The sequence below is a fragment of the Kitasatospora sp. NPDC053308 genome (genome assembly GCF_055585785.1).
On sequence record NZ_JBVJJY010000002.1, the window covers coordinates 221640 to 238976 of the forward strand.

Genomic DNA, 17337 nt, shown 5'->3' on the forward strand with positions numbered 1-17337 from the left:
CGTCCACCGGGAGCGCCCGCGCGGGTGTGCGAACGGTCCAGCCGGGGCAGCCGCCACTGGAAGCAGAGCGGCGTTCCGCACCGGTGGAACCCCGGCTCTCCCCGCGAGCCAAGGACGGTCGAGCCATGCCCACGCAGACCCCGGAGCGCACCGCGCGACCACGGCGCTACCTGATGTGCCGGCCGACGCACTTCACCGTGGACTACGCGATCAACCCCTGGATGGACCCGGCCCAGCCCACCGACACCGCACTCGCGCTGCGCCAGTGGGAGCGGCTCTACCGGACCTACCGCCGGCTCGGCCACACCGTCGAGCTGATCGAGCCGCTGCCCGGCCTGCCCGACATGGTGTACGCCGCGAACGGCGCGACGGTGCTGGACGGCCGGGCCCTGGTGGCGACCTTCCGCCATCCGGAGCGCGCCGCCGAGTCGGGCGCCTACCAGGACTGGTTCCGGGCCCGCGGCTTCCGCGAGGTGCACCGCGCCCGGCACGTCAACGAGGGCGAGGGCGACCACCTGGTGGTGGGCCGCCGGGTGCTCGCCGGGACGGGCTTCCGCAGCTCGCGCGCCGCGCACGCCGAGGCGGGCGAGCTGTTCGGCGTCCCAGTGGTCAGCCTCACCCTCGTCGACCCGCGCTTCTACCACCTGGACACCGCCCTGGCCGTCCTCTCCGACGACCACGTCATGTACTACCCGGAGGCCTTCGACGCCGAGAGCCGTGCCGTGCTGCGCGCGCTCTATCCGGACGCGATCCTCGCCGACCGCGCCGACGCGGAGGTGTTCGGGCTGAACGCGGTCTCCGACGGCCGCCGGGTGCTGCTGCCGGAGACGGCGAAGAACCTGGCGGGCCGGCTCGCCGACCACGGCTACCAGCCGATCCCGGTGGACGTCTCCGAGCTGCTGAAGGGCGGCGGCGGGGCCAAGTGCTGCACCCTGGAGCTCAGGCCCTCCCCGGCGTGAGCTCCGTCCCGCGGGTGACCAGCAGCACCTCCAGGGTGCGCGGCCCGTGCACCCCCTCCACCCGGTCGAGCTCGATGTCGCTGGTCGCGGACGGCCCCGAGATCCAGGTCTGCGGCCGCCGGGGGTCCAGGCGCGGCAGCGCGAGCGGCACCGAGGCGACGACCTGCTCCGGCACCCGGACGACGCAGACGTGGTGGTCGGGGACGAGCGAGAGCAGCCGCCGCCCCTGGCCGGGACCGGCGTCCAGCACGATCGTCCCGGTCTCGGCGACGGCCAGCGCACAGCCGGTGACCACGCTGTCCACGGCGTCGAGCCGGGCGGCGGTGAGCGTGCCGTCGTCCGGGACGAGGTCGACGGCGGCGGTGGTTGCCGCCAGCCACCCGGTGGGCAGCCCGTCCGGCACGGCGACCGTCCGGCTGCCCCGCGCGGTGAGCAACCCGGCGATCCGCTCCGGGAGTTCGTCCTCCCGGCAGCGGTGCACCAGGGCCCGGTAGTCGGCCAGGTTGCGGTACAGCAGGTCGGCCAGCGCCGCCGGGTCGTCCGGCGGCACATGGGCCGTCAGATAGGTGCGCGGCAGCGGCGGTCCGTCCTCCGCGCCCCCGGGCGCCCCGCCCGGCTCGCCGAGGGCGGCCCGGATGCGGGCGAGGACCAGATCCCTCGTGGTCGCCGTCATGCGCGGTTCCTCCGCCACCAGTCGCGGAACGGTTCGGCCGGTACCTCCGGCAGGTCCCGGGTGTCGGTCCAGGCCCGTCCGGGCCCGGGCAGCCGGCGCGGGTGGAGCGCACGGGTGCGACCGGCGATCCGTTCGGCCGCCGCGAGCGCCGCCGGGTGGTCCAGGACGTACCCGGCGGCGGCCACCGCGGCCCGCTCCAGAGGGTGCCCGCCCTGCTCGGCGACGCGTTCGCGCAGGTGGACCAGCACCTCGGGGATGTCGATCGCCACCGGGCACACCTCGTAGCAGGCCCCGCAGAGCGAGGAGGCGTACGGCAGCGAGGCGTCCACCGGGCTCGCGGTGCCGCGCAGTTGGGGTGTCAGGATGGCGCCGATCGGGCCCGGGTAGACCGAGCCGTACGCGTGGCCGCCGGCCCGCTCGTACACCGGGCAGACGTTGAGGCAGGCGGAGCAGCGGATGCAGCGCAGCGCCTGGCGGCCGACCCGGTCGGCGAGCGCGGCGGTGCGGCCGTTGTCCAGCAGCACCAGGTGGAACTCGGACGGGCCGTCGCCGTCCGTGGTGCCGGTCCACAGCGAGGTGTACGGGTTCATCCGCTCGGCCGTGGAGGAGCGGGGGAGCAGCTGGAGGAAGACCTCCAGGTCCCGCCAGGTCGGCACGACCTTCTCGATCCCGACCACCGAGATCAGCGTGCGCGGCAGGGTGAGGCACATCCGGCCGTTGCCCTCGGACTCGACGACGACCAGGGTGCCGGTCTCGGCGACCATGAAGTTGGCGCCGGAGACGGCGACCCGGGCGCGCAGGAACTTCTCCCGCAGGTGCAGCCGGGCGGCTTCGGCGAGTTCGGCGGGGGAGTCGGTGAGGCCCTCGGGTGCGGGGCGGCCCCAGGCGGCCATCCGTTCGGCGAACACCTCCCGGATCTCGGCCCGGTTGCGGTGGATCGCCGGCACCAGGATGTGCGAGGGGCGGTCGTCGCCCAACTGCACGATCAGCTCGGCGAGATCGGTCTCGTAGGCGGTGATCCCCTCGGCGGCGAGCGCCTCGTTCAGGCCGATCTCCTGGGTGGCCATCGACTTGACCTTGACGACCTCCGTCTCACCGGTGGCCCGGACGAGGTCCGCGACGATCCGGTTGGCCTCCTCGGCGTCGGCCGCCCAGTGCACGGTGCCGCCGGCAGCCGTGACGGACTCCTCCAACTGGACGAGGTAGTGGTCGAGACGGCGCAGCGTGTGGTCCTTGATCGCCTTGCCGGCGGCCCGCAGCTCCGCCCAGTCGGCGAACTCGGCGACCGCCCGGGCCCGTTTGTCGCGGATGGTGTGGGTGGCGTGCCGCAGGTTGGCGCGCAGCTGCTCGTCCCGTACGGCGCGGGCGGCGGCCCGCGGGAAGGGTGGGAAGGCGGGCATGCCGAGGAAGGTTCCGCCCGCCGCGCCCGCTTTTCCTGTTGTGCCCGCCACGCCCGCTGTGCCCGCCGCGCCCGCTGTGCTCCGTTCGCTCATGACGGCCTCCAGGGGTGTTCCTCGGTGCTGGCCAGGATCTCGGCGAGGTGCAGCGGGCGCAGTGCCTCGCCCCGGCGGCGCAGGGTGCCGTCCAGGTGCAGCAGGCAGGAGTTGTCCGCGCCGCACAGCACCCGGGCGCCGGTCCCGAGGGCATTGGCGATCTTGTCGGCGGCCATCGCGGCCGAGACCGCCGCGTTCTTCACCGCGAAGGTGCCGCCGAAGCCGCAGCACTCCTCGGCGCCGGGCAGCTCGCGCAGCTCCAACCCCCGCACGGCGCGCAGCAGTCGGCGCGGGCGGTCGCCCAGGCCGAGCAGCCGCAGGCCGTGGCAGGAGGGGTGGTAGGTGACGGTGTGCGGGAAGTGGGCGCCGACATCCTCGACGCCGAGCACATCGGTCAGGAACTCGGTCAGCTCGTACGTCCGGGGCGCCAGGTCGGCGGCGAGGTCGGCGAGTTCGGGGCCCCGGCCCTCGGCGGCGGCGCGGGCGCCGATCCGGGGGTAGTTGTCCCGGACCATCGCCACGCAGGAGCCGGAGGGCGTGACGACGTGGTCGTAGCCCGTGAAGGCCCGCGCCGTCCGCCGCACCAGCGGCTCGCAGGCCCGGCGGTAGCCGGTGTTGTACTGCGGCTGCCCGCAGCAGGTCTGCCCGGCGGGGAAGTCGACCGTCACGCCGAGGCGTTCGAGCAGCCGCACGGTGGCGACCGCGGTCGCCGGGAACAGCGCGTCGTTGACGCAGGTGGCGAACAGCGCGACCCGCATCCGGGCTCCCTCCACTCGTGCGGCACCGGCCGGACGGCATCGCCCGGCTCGTGATCGTACCGAGCCGGGCGGTGCCGCCGCCGGAACTTCGGCCGCCGCGCCCGCGCCCGCGCCCGCGCCCGCGCCCGCGCCCGCGCCCGCGCCCGCGCCCGCGCCCGCGCCCGTGCCCGTGCCCGGGCTCGGGCCGAGGGCCACCCCGCGGCGGCCGGGATCACGCGCCGAGCCACAGGTCCGGGCCGAAACCCTCGGAGATGTGGTGGCCGCTCCCACCGGGCCGGTCCTGCTCGGCCTCACCACGGGACCGGCCGACTGCACGACCCCGATCGGGCCGGGGCGGACGCCGCCGCGGTGAACCGGCGGCGAGCGGCCGCTGCCCCGGTGAACGCCACGTCGGTGAAACGGTCGAAACTGAACAGTTGACGACATTACCGATCACAACCTGACGGCCGGTCAGGGCGGCTTCTACGCTTCGTGCGGCCCCTGGCCCCTGAACCAGTTGGAGATCGCATGAGAACACGCCGAGCCCCCCGCCGGACCCTGACGGCCGTGACCGCGATAGCCGCGGCCACGGCCGCACTGCTGTCCCAGCCCGGTACCGCCCAGGCCGCCGCACCGCCGCCGGCCGTCATCGCCCAGGTGCCGGTGGCGCCCTACCCGGCGGGCGTCGCCCTGGCGCCGGACGGCGCCCGCGCCTACGTGACCAGCCAGAACAGCGGCACCGTCAGCGTGCTGGACACCGCGAGCAAGGCGGTGACCGGCAGCTTCACCGCCGGCACCGGCTCCTACGCGGTCGCCGTGTCGCCCGACGGGCACCGCGCCTACCTGACCCACCACCTGGACAACACGGTCAGCGTCGTCGACACCGCGACCGGCACGGTCACCGCGACCGTGCCGGTGGGCGCCCAGCCCTGGGGCCTCGCCCTCTCCGCCGACGGCGCCCGCGCCTACGTGAGCAACGCCGCCGCCAACACCGTGAGCGTGCTGGACACCGCGACCGACACGGTGACCGCGACGGTCCCGGTCGGCGCCGAGCCGCACGGGCTGGCCCTCTCGGCGGACGGCAAGCGGCTGTACGTGGCGGCCTCCGGCGCCAAGGCGGTGAACGTCGTCGACACCGTGGGCAGCACGGTGAGCGGCACCGTTCCCGTCGGGCACAGCGCCTTCGGCCTCGCGCTCAGCCCGGACGGCAGCCGCCTCTGGGTGGCCGACGGCGACGACGCCACCGCCGCCGTCATCGACACCGCGGCGAACGCGCTGCTCGGCACCGTCCCGGTCGGCTCCGGCCCGTACGCCGTCACCGTCGCCCCGGACGGCACGGCCGCGTACGTCTCCAACTACGCCGACAACACCCTGAGCGTGGTGGACACCGCCGGCCGGACCGTCACCGCGACCGTCCCCGTCGGCGCGAGCCCGTACACCCTCGCGCTGAGCGCCGACGGGCGGCACGGCTACCTCGCCGACTTCACCGCCGACGCCGTCCAGGTGCTGAACTTCCCGTTGCCCGTCCCTGCCGTGACCGCGATCACCCCGAACACCGGCTCCGGAGCGGGCGGGACCACGGTGACCGTCACCGGCACCGACCTGAACGGCGCCACCGCCGTCACCTTCGGCGCGGCCGGCCCCGCCACCTCCTTCAGCTGCACCCGGACCAGCTGCACCGCGACCGCCCCGGCCACCACGGTGACCGGCCCGGTGGACGTCCGGGTCACCACGCCCGGCGGCACCAGCGCGGCCGTCGCCGCCGACCGCTTCACCTACACCGCGCCCGGCGCCCACCTGGCCGTGGCGCTGACCGCGACCCCGGTGACCCAGCTGCTCGCCAGCCGCGTCGACTACACCGTCACGCTCACCAACCAGGGGCCCGACCCGATCACCTCGGCCACCGTCGCGGCCGCTCTGCCCTCCGGGCTGACCACCACCTCCACCGACTGCACGGTCGCCGCCGGGAAGCTCACCTGCGCGCTGACCGCACCGCTCGCCAAGGGGGCGAGCGCCACCCGGCACTTCTCGATCGGCGTCGGGCTGGCGATCCGCACCTGGGACGTCACCGTGGCCCGCACCGCCGGCGTGCCCGCCGACCCCTCGCCCGCCACCAGCACGGCCACCCGCAGCTGCACGTCCGTGCTCGGGCTCTCGATCACCTGCAAGTAGCACCGGACTCCACCCCCGCGAGGCCCCGCCGGAAGGAAACGGCGGGGCCTCCGCCGCTCCCGGTCCTGGACGGATCGTCCGAATCGGACGTACAGTCCGGACATGCCTGCGGACAACACCGACCCCCGCGTCCGGACCTTCGCCCCGGTCTGCCGCGCGGTCGCCCTGCTGCTCGGCCCGTACGCCGAGGTGGTGCTGCACGACCCCGCCACCGACCGGGTGCTCGCCATCTGGAACCCGATGACCCCCCGCGCCCCCGGCGACCCGTCGATGCTCGGCGAACTCGACGAGGTCGACCCCTCCGCCCCCGACGTCTACGGACCGTACGAGAAGGCCCTGCCCGACGGCCGCCGGCTCTCCTCGGTCAGCGCCGTGCTGCGCGACGACGCCGGCCGGCCCTCCGCGGTGCTCTGCGTCAACCTCGACCGGGGCCCGCTGGAACAGGCCGCCGCCCTGCTGGCCGGCTTCGCCGCCCCCTGCGCGCCGCGCCCCGAACCGCTCTTCGAACGCGACTGGACGGAGCGGATGAACGACGTCGTCTCCGGCCACGTCCGGGCCCGGGGCCGCCCGCTGGAGCGCTTCACCCGCGAGGACCGGTTGGCCGTGCTGCGCGAACTCGACGAGGCCGGGGTGTTCGCCGTCCGCCGCGCCGTCCCGGTCGTCGCCACCGCGCTGCGGATCTCCCGCTCGACCGCCTACAGCCTGCTCGCCGAACTCAAGCACCCCGCCGGCCCGTGACCCCGCCGCCCCGTCCGGCTCGTGACGCCGTCCGGATCGTGACTGCGTCCGGCGTGTGACTGCGTCTGGCCCGTGCCCCCTGCCGGCCGGGCGAATCCCGGCGGCCCCGCGAACCCGCAGCACCCCAGGAAGGAACAGCCCCCGTGCCCCAGCTCCCCGACTTCCGGCTGGAAACCCACTTCTCGCGCTGGGAGTTCACCGCCCGGTACCACCTCACCGCCTCCGACGCCCAGACCATGACGCTGGCCGAACTGCTCGCCCTGGCCGGGCCCGAGGACCGCGAGGCCTGGGACACCCTTGCCCTCGGCTACACCGAGACCTACGGCGACCCCGGGCTGCGCCGGGCGATCGCCGGGATGTACGACCACGTCGACGCGGACGACGTGATCTGCTGCGGCGGCGCCCAGGAGGGGCTGAACCTCGCCATGCGGGTGCTGCTCGAACCGGGCGACCACGCCGTGGTGCTGACCCCCAACTACCAGTCCGCCGAGACGATCCCGCTGTCCCTGTGCGAGGTCACCGGCGTCGCTCTGGACGAACGGCGGAACTGGGCACTCGACCTGGACGCCGTCGAGGCGGCGCTGCGCCCCACCACCAAGGTGCTGTCGGTCAACTTCCCCAACAACCCCACCGGCGCGGTGATCGACGCCGCCGACTTCGCCCGGCTCGCCGCACTCTGCGAGGAACGCGGCATCCGGTTGTTCTCGGACGAGGTCTACCGGGGCCTGGAACGCGACCCGGCCCGCACCCTGCCCCAGGCCGCCGACCTCTCCGCACGCGCCCTCTCGCTCAACGTCACCTCCAAGGCGCTCGGCCTGCCCGGCCTGCGGATCGGCTGGATCGCCTGCCGGGACGCCGAGTTGCGCTCCCGCCTGGAGCGGGCCAAGCACTACACCACGATCTGCAACTCGGCCCCCAGCGAGGTGCTGGCCCGGATCGCGATCACCGCCCGGGAGCGGATCCTGGAGCGAAACCGCGCCATCGTCGCCGAGAACCTCCCGCTGTTCGACGCCTTCTTCGCCGAGTTCGCCGACCTCTTCGCCTGGCGCGCCCCCGACGGCGGCTGCGTGGCCTTCCCGCGCTACCTCGGTGCGGACGGCGTGGAGGACTTCTGTACCGGCCTGGTGGAGCAGGCCGGTGTCCTCCTGCTGCCCGCGAGCATCTTCCGCTCCGAGCTCACCCCCACCCCGACCGACCGCTTCCGCATCGGCGTCGGCCGCCGCGACCCCGCCCCCGCGCTGGAAGCCCTCACCAGCTGGCTCCGCAAGCGCTGACCGCCCCGCACTCGGACCGCCGCCCGGGACGGAGTCGGACCGCCACCCCGGGACGGAACCGGGGCGCCGGCCACCGAACGGATCGGTGACCGGCGCCCCGGCGGCACGGCCGCGCGGCCGCCCTCGGAGGTGCGGCGGCGCTAGAGCTTCTGCCAGGCGGGCTTGGCCGCGTAGGTGTCGCGGAAGTAGTCGGCGAGCTTGAGGCGGGAGGCCGCGGCCTCGTCGACCACCACGGTGGCGTGCGGGTGGAGCTGGAGGGCGGAGGCCGGGACGGCGGCGGAGAGCGGGCCCTCGACGGAGAGGGCGACCGCCTCGGCCTTGGCCTCGCCGGTGGCGAGCAGGACGAGGTGGCGGGCCTCCAGGATGGTGCCGATGCCCTGGGTGATGACGTGGTGCGGGACGTCGTCGATGCTGTCGAAGAAGCGGGCGTTGTCCTCGCGGGTCTGCCGGGTCAGGGTCTTGATCCGGGTCCGGGAGGCGAGCGAGGAGCAGGGCTCGTTGAAGCCGATGTGGCCGTCCGTGCCGATGCCGAGCAGCTGGAGGTCGACGCCGCCGGCCTCGGCCAGCGCGCGGTCGTAGGCCGCTGCCGCGGCGGCGATGTCCGTCGCGTTGCCGTCCGGCCCCAGGAAGGAGTCCTCGGTGAGGCCGAGCGGCTCCACGACCTCGCGCAGCACCACCGAGCGGTAGGACTCCGGGTGGCCGGCGGGCAGGCCGACGTACTCGTCCAGCTGGCAGATCCGGGCCCGGGAGGCGTCCAGGCGGCCGTCGCGCACCCGCGCGGCGAGGGCCTGGTAGATCGGCAGCGGGGTCGAGCCGGTCGCCACGCCGAGCAGGGCGTCCGGCTTGTCGGTCAGCAGATCGGTGATCGCCGCGGCGATGAGTTCGCCGGCCGCCGGGGCGTCTGGGACGATCACGATTTCCATACTGGGTCCACCGTTCTGAGGCGCGTCTGAGGTCTAGACCTCCGAGGTCTAGACCAGTTTGCCGTGAACGGGTGCCCCAGGTCCACCCGGGGTCGGTCGGAGGCGGTCCTTGACCTCCTGTTCTTCGGTCCGGACGGCTGGACGGTGGCCCCGGCGGGGCGTGGGGCGGGCCGGGCGGGCCGCCGGGAACGGGGGTCCCGGCGGCCCGCCCTCCCGGGTCAGAACGGGCTGGTACAGGTGGTGACCTGCTTGGCCGCGTCCAGCGCCGGGCCGGCGGTGGCGCAGACCATGTGCAGGTCGGTGGTGACGACGCGCGGGGTGACGGCCTTGGCGGAGCCGAGCCGCACGGTGGTGGCCGAGGCGGCGGTCTCCCACGGGCTGCCCCAGGCGGCCTGGGTGCGGACCTCGACCCGCACGATCGTCAACTGGCCCGGGTCGGCGGTGACCTGGGCGACGCCGACGACCCCCTCGCCGTCGACCTGGTGCGAGATGCAGGGGTGGTTGAGCACCGTGGCGCAGGCCGCGGTGTCGTTCTCGGACGTTGCCGTGGTGGCGACGGCCGGGCTTGCCGTCAGCCCGGCGATCCCTGCCACCGTCATCATCACAGCTGCGATCCGAGTGCGCATGATGCGAACCTCCTTGGAAAGTAAGGGAATCTCACTCCTTGGGATGAGTCTTGCACACATTGTGGACGGTGGAGGGTGTGCGTTGCGTCACACTCATGGTGACCGTTCAACTACGTGCTGCAACCGTTCGCCCGATGTTCGGAGTCCGGACAGCTCGGCGTCTGACGGATGATCGGTTCATCGGCGTCGGCCTCTCGGCGGGGCCGTCTCGGAGCTCGGCGATGTCCGAGGTCAGCGGCGGCGTCGGCGGCGGGGTCGGCCGCCGCGGACCGCTCCGGTCGGCAGGGCGGCCCCGATCCCCCCGGTGCCCGAGGGTGCGTGGACGTTCGCGGCAGCCCGGGGCGCCGCGGACCGCCGCGGCGGCCGGTAGGTCCGTGCGGCCGCGCGCGAGCGCCGCGGCCTTGACCAAGCCTTGGATCACCCTTTCCCCTGCCGTGTACGTACCGTCGGCCTGTCTGGGCGGCCCCGCAGGTGGGCGGCAACTCCCGGCGGCCCGGGCGGCGTTGGCGGTGACCCTTCACTCGTCCGAGTGGCGCGGTGCCCTCGGGGCGAAAAGGGTGGATACCATCGATTCCGATCCCACGGAGGTGGCTGCGTGGACACGGTCATCGTGCAACTGCCGGGCCCGGGGCCCGAGATGGCGCCTGGCCGCGCCCCGGGACTGCTGCGGATGGGCCCGGGCGAGGCGGCGGTGTTCGGACGCGGCGAGCCCGGCCGGCCGGTCGCCGTCCCGCTGCCCGACCAGGGCGTCTCGCGCCGCGCTGGCGAGGTGGTCGCGGCCGAGGACTACTGGCGGCTGTCCAACTTCAGCGCCACCGCCACGTACGTCGTGGAGAACCTGGAGGGCGCGGGGGAGCACGTCAAGGTGGCGCCCGGCCGGCTCGGGGCGCCGGTGCCGTTCGAGCTCTCCCGGGTGCTGCTGCCCGCGCTCGGCGAGCCCGCCTCCTTCAAGGTCTTCGCTCCGCAGCACGCCTACCTGGACGGCGGGCCCGGCGACGCCGGCGGCGAACGCACCGTCAGCCCCTTCGCCCTGGACCCGACGGCCAAGTACTTCCTGGTCCTGCTGGCGCTGTGCGAGCCCCGGCTGCGCTCGCCCTCCGCCGCCGCCGTCCCCGGCGTGACCGAGGTGCTGGCCCGGCTGCGCGCCCTGCCCTCCTGCCGGGGGCTGACCCGATCGGCGGTGAACTACCACATCGACTACCTGGTGGAGACGAAACTGCGGCTGCGCGCCCCGTACGAGGAGGGCACGGGTGGCGGCAAGCGCGAGGAACTCGCCGCCCTGGCAATGAAGTTCGACCTGGTCCGGGAGGAGCACCTGGCGCTCCTCCCGCCCCGGCGCGCGGCCGCCCGGCCGTGAGCCCCGCCGCCGGCCCGCCGCCGGACGACCCGTCGTCGGACGACCCGTCGTCGGACGGTTCGCCGCCGGAGAGCCCGGCGCCGGACGGTTCGCTGCCGGAGAGCCCGTCGCCGGAGAGCCCGCCCATCGAGGTCCCGGAGGGCTACCCGGTCGCCGGCTACCGCCTCGGCGCCCTCCTCGGCGCGGGCGCCTGGGGCCGCGTCCACGCCGCGCAGGCCCCGGACGGCACCCCCGTCGCCGTGAAGCTCCTGGGCGCCGCCCGGTTCAGCCCCGGCCAGCGCCGGACCGTCGCCCAGATGGCCCGCAGCGAGCAGCGCTTCAGCAGCCGCGCCGACCACCCCCACCTGATCCGCACCCTCGCCGTGGCCACCGTCCGGGACCGGGACCACCCCGCTCTCGACGGCGCCGTCGCCCTGGTGATGGAGCGCGCCGCCCGCAGCCTGCAGGACGTCCTGGCCACCGCCCGACCCGGTACGGCGGTGCCCGGCGCCGAGCGGATCCTCACCGGGGTCTGCGCCGGACTGACCCACATGCACCGGGCCGGCTGGGTGCACGGGGACCTGAAACCGGCCAATGTCCTGCTGATGCCCGACGGCACCGCGAAGCTCGCCGACTTCGGTCTCACCGCCGAGCTGGAGGGCACCCACGCCTACGCCCCGCCGCTCGGCTCGCCCGACCACGTGCCGCCGGAGTGGTGGTCCCAGCGCACCGGCGCGCGTGGGGTCGCGGTGCGCCCGAGCGCCGACGTCTGGGCCTTCGGGGTGATCGCCCACCAGGTGCTCACCGGTGGCCTGCACCCCTTCCTCGGCGCCACCGCCCGGGCCCGCTCGCTGGCCGCCCAGGCGTATGCGCGCGGTGCGGCGCCGCTGCGGCTGGACGAGGCCCTGCCGGCGCGCTGGCGCCCGGTGGTGACGGCCTGCCTGGCCCCCGGGCGGGAGGAGCGGGCCCGGACCGACCTGACCGCGCTGGTCGCCCGGGCCACTGCCCGTCCGGCCCGGCGCCGCCGCACCGCCGTACGGGCCGGGGCGGGCCTGCTGGCCTGCGCGGTCACGGTGCTCGCGCTGACCGGAGGGCCGGAGCCCGCCGGGCCGGGCGCCCACCGCGCGCCGCCCCCGCGGCCTGCGCTGCCCGGCGCGATCCCGGCGGACTCGGACGTCCCGGTGGCCTACCGGGGCATGATCGAGACGGCCGCCCGGCGCTGCCCGGAGCCGGAGGTGACCCCGGTGCTGCTGGCCGCGATGCTGAAGGCCGAGAGCGGCTTCGACCCGAACGCGGCCAGCCCGGAGACGGGCGAGTACGGCATCGCGATGTGGACCCCCTCCGTCTTCGACGCCTGGGCCAAGGCGGCCAGCCACCCCGGCCCCAAGTCCTACCTGGATCCGGGCGACGCGATCGCCGCGATGGGCAACTACGTCTGCTGGCTCGACCAGCAGCTCAAGCGGGCCGGCTTCAGCAGCGACCTGCCCGCCCTGCTCACGGCCGCCTACCGGACGAGCGACAAGACCGTGGAGACGGCCCGCGGCGTCCCGGAGCGGGTGCGGCCCCACGTCGACCGGATGCTCCGTTACCTGGCCGACTACGGCGGGTGAGGGGACGTCCCGGGACGAGTCGTGCCACATCCCGGCGAATCCCGGCGCGGGCACGCGGGCGACCGGCTCGCGGTCTGGGATCCTCGGCGGCATGATCACGAAGCTCCGCGCGGCCGCCGCGCGATGGACCGTCGTCGTTCCGGTGGTGTCCTTCGTCGTCCTCGCCCTGACCTGGCACGAGGACCTGCCCGGCTGGGTGGTCGGTGTGGTCGCCTGCTTCCTGGTGGCCGCCGTGCTGTCCGCCGTGCACCACGCCGAGGTCATCGCGCACTGGTCGGGGGAGCCCTTCGGGTCGCTGGTGCTCGCGGTGGCGGTCACCGTGATCGAGGTCGCGCTGATCGTGACGCTGATGGCCGACGGCGGGGACAAGTCCTCCACCCTGGCCCGGGACACCGTGTTCGCCGCCGTGATGATCACCTGCAACGGCATCCTCGGCCTGTCCATCCTGGTCACCGCGGTCAAGTACCGGACCGCCGTCTTCAACGCCGAGGGCACCGGCGCCGCACTCGCCTGCATCGCCACCCTCGCGACCCTCAGCCTGGTGCTGCCGACCTTCACCACCAGCTCGCCCGGCCCGCAGTTCTCCACCACCCAGCTGACCTACGCGGCCACCGCCTCGCTGGTGGTCTACGGCCTGTTCGTCGCCACCCAGACCGTGCGGCACCGGGACTACTTCCTGGCCGTCACCCCCGAGGGCCGGGTGCTGGACGAGGAGGACCACGCGAGCCCGCCCACCGTCCGGGCCGCCGGGCTCAGCCTCCTGCTGCTCGCCGTCGCGCTGGTCTCGGTGGTGGGCCTGGCCAAGGGCGTCTCGCCGACCATCGAGAAGGCGGTGGACGACGCCGGACTCCCGCACGCCGTGGTCGGCGTGGTGATCGCCATGATGGTGCTGCTGCCGGAGACCATCGCGGCGCTGCGCGCGGCCGTCCGCAACCGGGTGCAGACCAGCCTCAACCTGGCCCTGGGCTCGGCCCTCGCCAGCATCGGCCTGACCATCCCGGCGGTCGCCATCGCCTCCACCTGGCTGTCCGGCCCGCTCGTGCTCGGCCTGGGGCCGGCGCACATGGTGCTGCTGACGCTGACGGTCGTGCTGGGCATCCTCACCGTGATCCCGCGCCGGGCGACGCCGCTGCAGGGTGCGGTGCACCTGGCGGTGCTCGCGGGGTACGTGGTGCTGGCGGTGAACCCGTGACGGCGGCTCAGTCGTAGCGGGGGTTGGAAGCCCCGGCCGTTCCCCCGTGCGGCCAGGGGCTTCCGGCTCTCCCGGCCCGGCGGGGCCGACGTGTGGGCGCGGACCGGCCGTGCGCGTGGTGAACCGGCGGGGCCGGGCCGTCCGTGCTGAAGGGTGGAAGCCCCTGGCGGTTCCCCCCATGGAGCCAGGGGCTTCCGGCGTTCCGTGGCCTGTGGCCCGTGGCGCGTGGCCTGTGGGCTCCGGTGCGTGGCCTGTCGCCCGTGGCCCGTGGCCGGGGCGGGCCCGGCCGGTGTCCGTGGTGCGGGTGGTGAACCCGGGGCGCCCGACCGGCCGTAGAGCCGGATGAGGGCCCCGGTTCACCCCCGTGGCCGGGAGTCCCTCGTCGGCGGCGCCGTCGGCCGTGGCCCTCGGGGGCACGGGCGCCGCCGACGGCGGTCGGCCCCCGGCCCCGCGGCTGCTCGCGGGTCCAGGGGCCCTGCGCGTCACGGCTCGGACGCGGCGCGGTGTCCGGGGCGGGGGTCAGCGCCCCGGACGGGCTTGCTCGCCGGACCCGAGGGGCCGGCGACGGACCCCGGCGTCCCGGGGCGGAGGTGCCGTACGGCGCACCGCCCCGGGACGCACCGCCTCAGGAGGAGGTACGGCGGCGGCGCGTGTACACCACCGCGCCCGCGCCGCCGAGCACCAGCGCGGTTCCGACGCCCGCGTACAGCAGGGTGCCGTCGCTCCCGGTGGTGGCCAGCTTCTTGCCGTCCGAGGGGGCGCCCGGGATCGGGGTGGGGACGCTGACCTTGGTGGGCAGGGTCAGCGGCGCCTCCGGGCTGACCTGGGTGTCGGTGGTGGGCTGGTGCACCGGCACGGTCGCGGTCGGCGGGGTCGACGGGCCGGCGCTCGGCGCGTCGGTGGGGGCGACGGTCGGCTCGCCGGTCACCGGCGCGGTGGGCGCGGGGGTGGTGGGCGCCGGGGTGGTGGCCGTGGCGCTCGGGGTCGCGGTCGGCTTCGCCGGGGTGGTGCCGGTGGGCGTGGCCGGGGCCGACGGGGTGGCCGGCGCGGACGGGCTGTGCGCCGGCGGGGTCGGCACGGTGGTCGGGCCGCTCGACGGGGTCTTGGTCGGGGTCGGCGTCACGGTCGGCGAGGGCTTGCCCGTCGGGGCCGGGGTCTCGGCGCCGCAGTCGACCTTGAAGACCTTGTGCTTGGGGTTGTTGAGCTTGGCGTCCTTCGGCAGCTCGCCGTCGACCAGCTCGACGGACTGCCAGTACAGCTTGTAGTGGCCGTCGGGCAGGTGGATGTCCTCGGTGCGGACGTGGCCGTGGCCGTCCACCGGGAGGTCGCCGTACGCGACCAGCTTCTCCGTGGGGCCGCCGCCGACGGTGGTGATCGCCCAGATCACGTCCTGGTCGGCGTCGAAGCCGAAGGAGTCCAGGTAGAAGGTGCAGACCTTGGGCTCGTTGCGGACGTCCTCCTGGCCGGTGCCCGCGTCGTGGATCTTGACGGTGCCGTTGTTGCCGGGAGCACCGCCCTTGCCGCCCGAGACGGCGTGCGCGGCGGCGGGGGCAAGCAGCATCAGGGCGGCGGCGGTCGGGACGGCCACCAGGGAGCGCGCGGCGGTGGAGCGGATGTGCATGGGCGTTCCATCGGGTACGGCAGGCCGGGACGAGCCTGCGCGGCGGGAGGGAGCCTCGGGTCGGCCGTTTCGGCGGGAGCCGGTGCCGTACGACGTGAGGGGCACAAAAGTTCCCGCAGCGGGAAAGGTGATGCAAGGGCGGTTTGGCCGAAATGCATCGCTCCGGGCGGTTGGTCCGGCAAGTCCGTCACAACGATCCGATCACCCGCTTGTCATGGTTTCGTGTGTGTTCCGGCCGGTGTGCGCTCGGCGGCCGGTCAACTCCGGGCCCGAGCCGGGGGGTGAACCCCGGGGGTCGAGGTGGCCGGTATCGACCGGTCCCCGTCGGCGGCCTGCGTGTCGGGGCGGCGGGCGGGCACCCGCTTTCTCTATCGTCCGTCTGGAACCGCCCAGTCCGCTGAATCCGCTGCGTGCGCAGCCGATCCGACCCGTGGGAGAGTGCGATGCCCGGCCCAGAGCAGACCGCCGAGGAGAGCGCCGCCGAGGAGAGTGCTGCCGAGCAGACCGCCGCCCAGCAGGGTGCCCCCGAGGAGAGCGCTCCCGAGGAGAGCGCCGACGTCATCGTGGTCGGCGCCGGCCCGGCCGGCTCCACCGCCGCGGCCCACCTCGCCCGGACCGGGCTGGACGTCCTGCTGTTGGAGAAGTCGGCCTTCCCGCGCGAGAAGGTCTGCGGGGACGGCCTCACCCCCCGCGCGGTGAAGCAGCTCACCGACCTCGGCATCGACGTCTCCGAGGAGGCCGGCTGGCTGCACAACCGGGGCCTGCGGCTGGTCACCGGGCGGCGCTCGTTCGAGTTCGAGTGGCCCGAGCTCTCCGCCTTCCCCGGGTACGGACTGGTCCGCCGCCGCGCCGACTTCGACGAGCTGCTCGCCCGCAAGGCCGCCTCCTACGGCGCCCGGCTGGTCGAACGCGCCAACGTGGCGGGTCCGTTGCTCGACGAACGGACCGGCCGGATCACCGGCGTCACCGCCAAGCTGGGCGAGGAGCGCCGGCCCGCCGTCTACCGGGCCCCGATCGTGGTCGCCGCCGACGGGAACTCCACCCGGCTGTCCGTCGCCATGAAGCGCTACCGCCGCACCGACCGCGCGATGGGCGTCGCCTACCGGACGTACGTCAAGACCCCGCGCCACGAGGACCGCTACCTGGAGGCCTGGCTCGACCTGCGCGACCCGGGCGACCCGGCCCGGCGCCTGCTGCCCGGCTACGCCTGGGTGTTCGGCATGGGCGACGGCACCGCGAACGTCGGCCTCGGCGTCCTCGACACCGCCGGCACCGACGTGGACTGGCGGGAGCTGCTGCGCCGCTGGTGCGAGGACCTGCCGCCGGCGTACGGCTACACCCCCGACGGCGTCACCGAGCCGATCCGCGGCGCCGCCCTCCCGATGGGCCTCAACCGCCGGCCCCACTACGCCGACGGCCTGCTGCTCGTCGGCGACGCGGGCGGCACGGTCAGCCCCGGCACCGGCGAGGGCATCGCCTACGCGATGGAATCCGGCCGCTACGCCGCCGAGGCGATCGTCCAGGCGCTCGCCCGCCGCACCGACCGCGGCCGCGAACTCGCCCTGCGCGCCTATCCGCAGGCGCTGCGCTCCGCCTACGCCGGATACTTCGCGCTCGGCCGGCTGGCCGCCGACCTGCTCGGCCGGCCCCGGCTGCTCGGTGCTGCCGGCGCGGCCGGACTCGGCAATCCGGCGCTGCTGAAGGTCGCCTTCCGGCTCATGGCCAACCTCACCGAGCCCAACGCGAAGGACTCCCTCGACCGGCTGCTCCACCTGGTGGGACGGGTCGCCCCGGGGCGCTGAACGCACCGCGCCGGACCGCTCATCCTCCGGGTGAGCGGTCCGCTGTCCCGGACTCGGAGGAAACCGGCGGATCCAGCACACTTTCGGCCAAGCCGGGTTGACGGATGATCAGGCGATCCGCTTGCCTGGTGATCGTCCGAACGCGGAGGGTGAGTGACACGCCCCTCCGTACCAGCCCCCA

At 75.0% G+C, this 17337-nt stretch carries 14 protein-coding genes; 8 read left to right on the plus strand and 6 right to left on the minus strand.

Features of this window, described 5'->3' with window-relative positions:
- The first annotated feature begins 125 nt into the window (after nt 1-125).
- On the plus strand, nt 126-959 hold the full coding sequence (gene ddaH, locus ACZ6Y7_RS06260; RefSeq protein ID WP_465756658.1) for a dimethylargininase: 834 nt from the start codon (nt 126-128) through the stop codon (nt 957-959).
- Here the strand turns inward: ddaH and ACZ6Y7_RS06265 are convergent.
- The 3 genes from ACZ6Y7_RS06265 to ACZ6Y7_RS06275 form a co-directional block, all read right to left on the minus strand.
- The gene (locus tag ACZ6Y7_RS06265) at nt 940-1632 is read right to left on the minus strand and encodes a LutC/YkgG family protein (protein WP_465756659.1); all 693 of its coding nucleotides are present in this window, start codon (nt 1630-1632) and stop codon (nt 940-942) included. The two genes, ddaH and ACZ6Y7_RS06265, sit on opposite strands and share 20 nt — an antisense overlap.
- Nucleotides 1629-3032 carry a LutB/LldF family L-lactate oxidation iron-sulfur protein gene (locus ACZ6Y7_RS06270; RefSeq protein WP_465756660.1) on the minus strand — a complete coding sequence of 468 codons (1404 nt, stop codon included), beginning with the start codon at nt 3030-3032 and terminating at the stop codon, nt 1629-1631. Before ACZ6Y7_RS06270 ends, ACZ6Y7_RS06265 begins: the two co-directional genes overlap by 4 nt.
- Before the next feature lie 89 nt (nt 3033-3121).
- The gene (locus tag ACZ6Y7_RS06275; protein WP_465756661.1) at nt 3122-3883 is read right to left on the minus strand and encodes a (Fe-S)-binding protein; all 762 of its coding nucleotides are present in this window, start codon (nt 3881-3883) and stop codon (nt 3122-3124) included.
- A gap of 546 nt (nt 3884-4429) precedes the next feature.
- On the opposite strand from ACZ6Y7_RS06275, the gene ACZ6Y7_RS06280 reads away from it, so the two are divergent.
- The 3 genes from ACZ6Y7_RS06280 to ACZ6Y7_RS06290 all read left to right on the plus strand — a co-directional run bounded on the left by ACZ6Y7_RS06280 (nt 4430) and on the right by ACZ6Y7_RS06290 (nt 8046).
- Nucleotides 4430-6034, plus strand: coding sequence for a YVTN family beta-propeller repeat protein (locus ACZ6Y7_RS06280; protein WP_465756662.1), 1605 nt, complete (start codon nt 4430-4432; stop codon nt 6032-6034).
- Nucleotides 6035-6136: 102 nt separating this feature from the next.
- Nucleotides 6137-6772 carry a helix-turn-helix transcriptional regulator gene (locus ACZ6Y7_RS06285; protein ID WP_465756663.1) on the plus strand — a complete coding sequence of 212 codons (636 nt, stop codon included), beginning with the start codon at nt 6137-6139 and terminating at the stop codon, nt 6770-6772.
- A gap of 143 nt (nt 6773-6915) precedes the next feature.
- Complete coding sequence (locus ACZ6Y7_RS06290; RefSeq protein WP_465756664.1) at nt 6916-8046, plus strand: aminotransferase class I/II-fold pyridoxal phosphate-dependent enzyme; 1131 nt, start codon at nt 6916-6918, stop codon at nt 8044-8046.
- A 140-nt stretch (nt 8047-8186) separates the two neighbouring features.
- Here the strand turns inward: ACZ6Y7_RS06290 and nagB are convergent, their stop codons facing one another.
- Entirely contained in the window at nt 8187-8969 is a 783-nt protein-coding gene (gene nagB, locus ACZ6Y7_RS06295) for a glucosamine-6-phosphate deaminase (protein ID WP_465756665.1), read from the minus strand.
- A gap of 218 nt (nt 8970-9187) precedes the next feature.
- A complete protein-coding gene (locus tag ACZ6Y7_RS06300) occupies nt 9188-9595 on the minus strand; it encodes a hypothetical protein (RefSeq protein ID WP_465756666.1) in 408 nt (135 codons plus the stop codon).
- 595 nt (nt 9596-10190) lie between these two features.
- On the opposite strand from ACZ6Y7_RS06300, the gene ACZ6Y7_RS06305 reads away from it, so the two are divergent.
- From ACZ6Y7_RS06305 to ACZ6Y7_RS06315, 3 genes are all read left to right on the plus strand, one after another.
- Complete coding sequence (locus ACZ6Y7_RS06305; RefSeq protein WP_465756667.1) at nt 10191-10952, plus strand: serine/threonine protein kinase; 762 nt, start codon at nt 10191-10193, stop codon at nt 10950-10952.
- The gene (locus ACZ6Y7_RS06310) at nt 10949-12541 is read left to right on the plus strand and encodes a serine/threonine-protein kinase (protein ID WP_465756668.1); all 1593 of its coding nucleotides are present in this window, start codon (nt 10949-10951) and stop codon (nt 12539-12541) included. The genes ACZ6Y7_RS06305 and ACZ6Y7_RS06310 overlap by 4 nt, the downstream gene beginning before the upstream one ends.
- Nucleotides 12542-12632: 91 nt before the next feature.
- The gene (locus ACZ6Y7_RS06315; RefSeq protein ID WP_465756669.1) at nt 12633-13733 is read left to right on the plus strand and encodes a calcium:cation antiporter; all 1101 of its coding nucleotides are present in this window, start codon (nt 12633-12635) and stop codon (nt 13731-13733) included.
- A gap of 625 nt (nt 13734-14358) precedes the next feature.
- Here ACZ6Y7_RS06315 and ACZ6Y7_RS06320 read toward each other — a convergent pair.
- Nucleotides 14359-15354 carry an LPXTG cell wall anchor domain-containing protein gene (locus ACZ6Y7_RS06320; RefSeq protein WP_465756670.1) on the minus strand — a complete coding sequence of 332 codons (996 nt, stop codon included), beginning with the start codon at nt 15352-15354 and terminating at the stop codon, nt 14359-14361.
- 443 nt (nt 15355-15797) lie between these two features.
- Here ACZ6Y7_RS06320 and ACZ6Y7_RS06325 point away from each other — a divergent pair, with 443 nt between their 5' ends.
- Nucleotides 15798-17156, plus strand: a complete 1359-nt coding sequence (locus tag ACZ6Y7_RS06325) for a geranylgeranyl reductase family protein (RefSeq protein WP_465756671.1) — start codon at nt 15798-15800, stop codon at nt 17154-17156.
- The last annotated feature ends 181 nt before the right edge of the window (nt 17157-17337 follow it).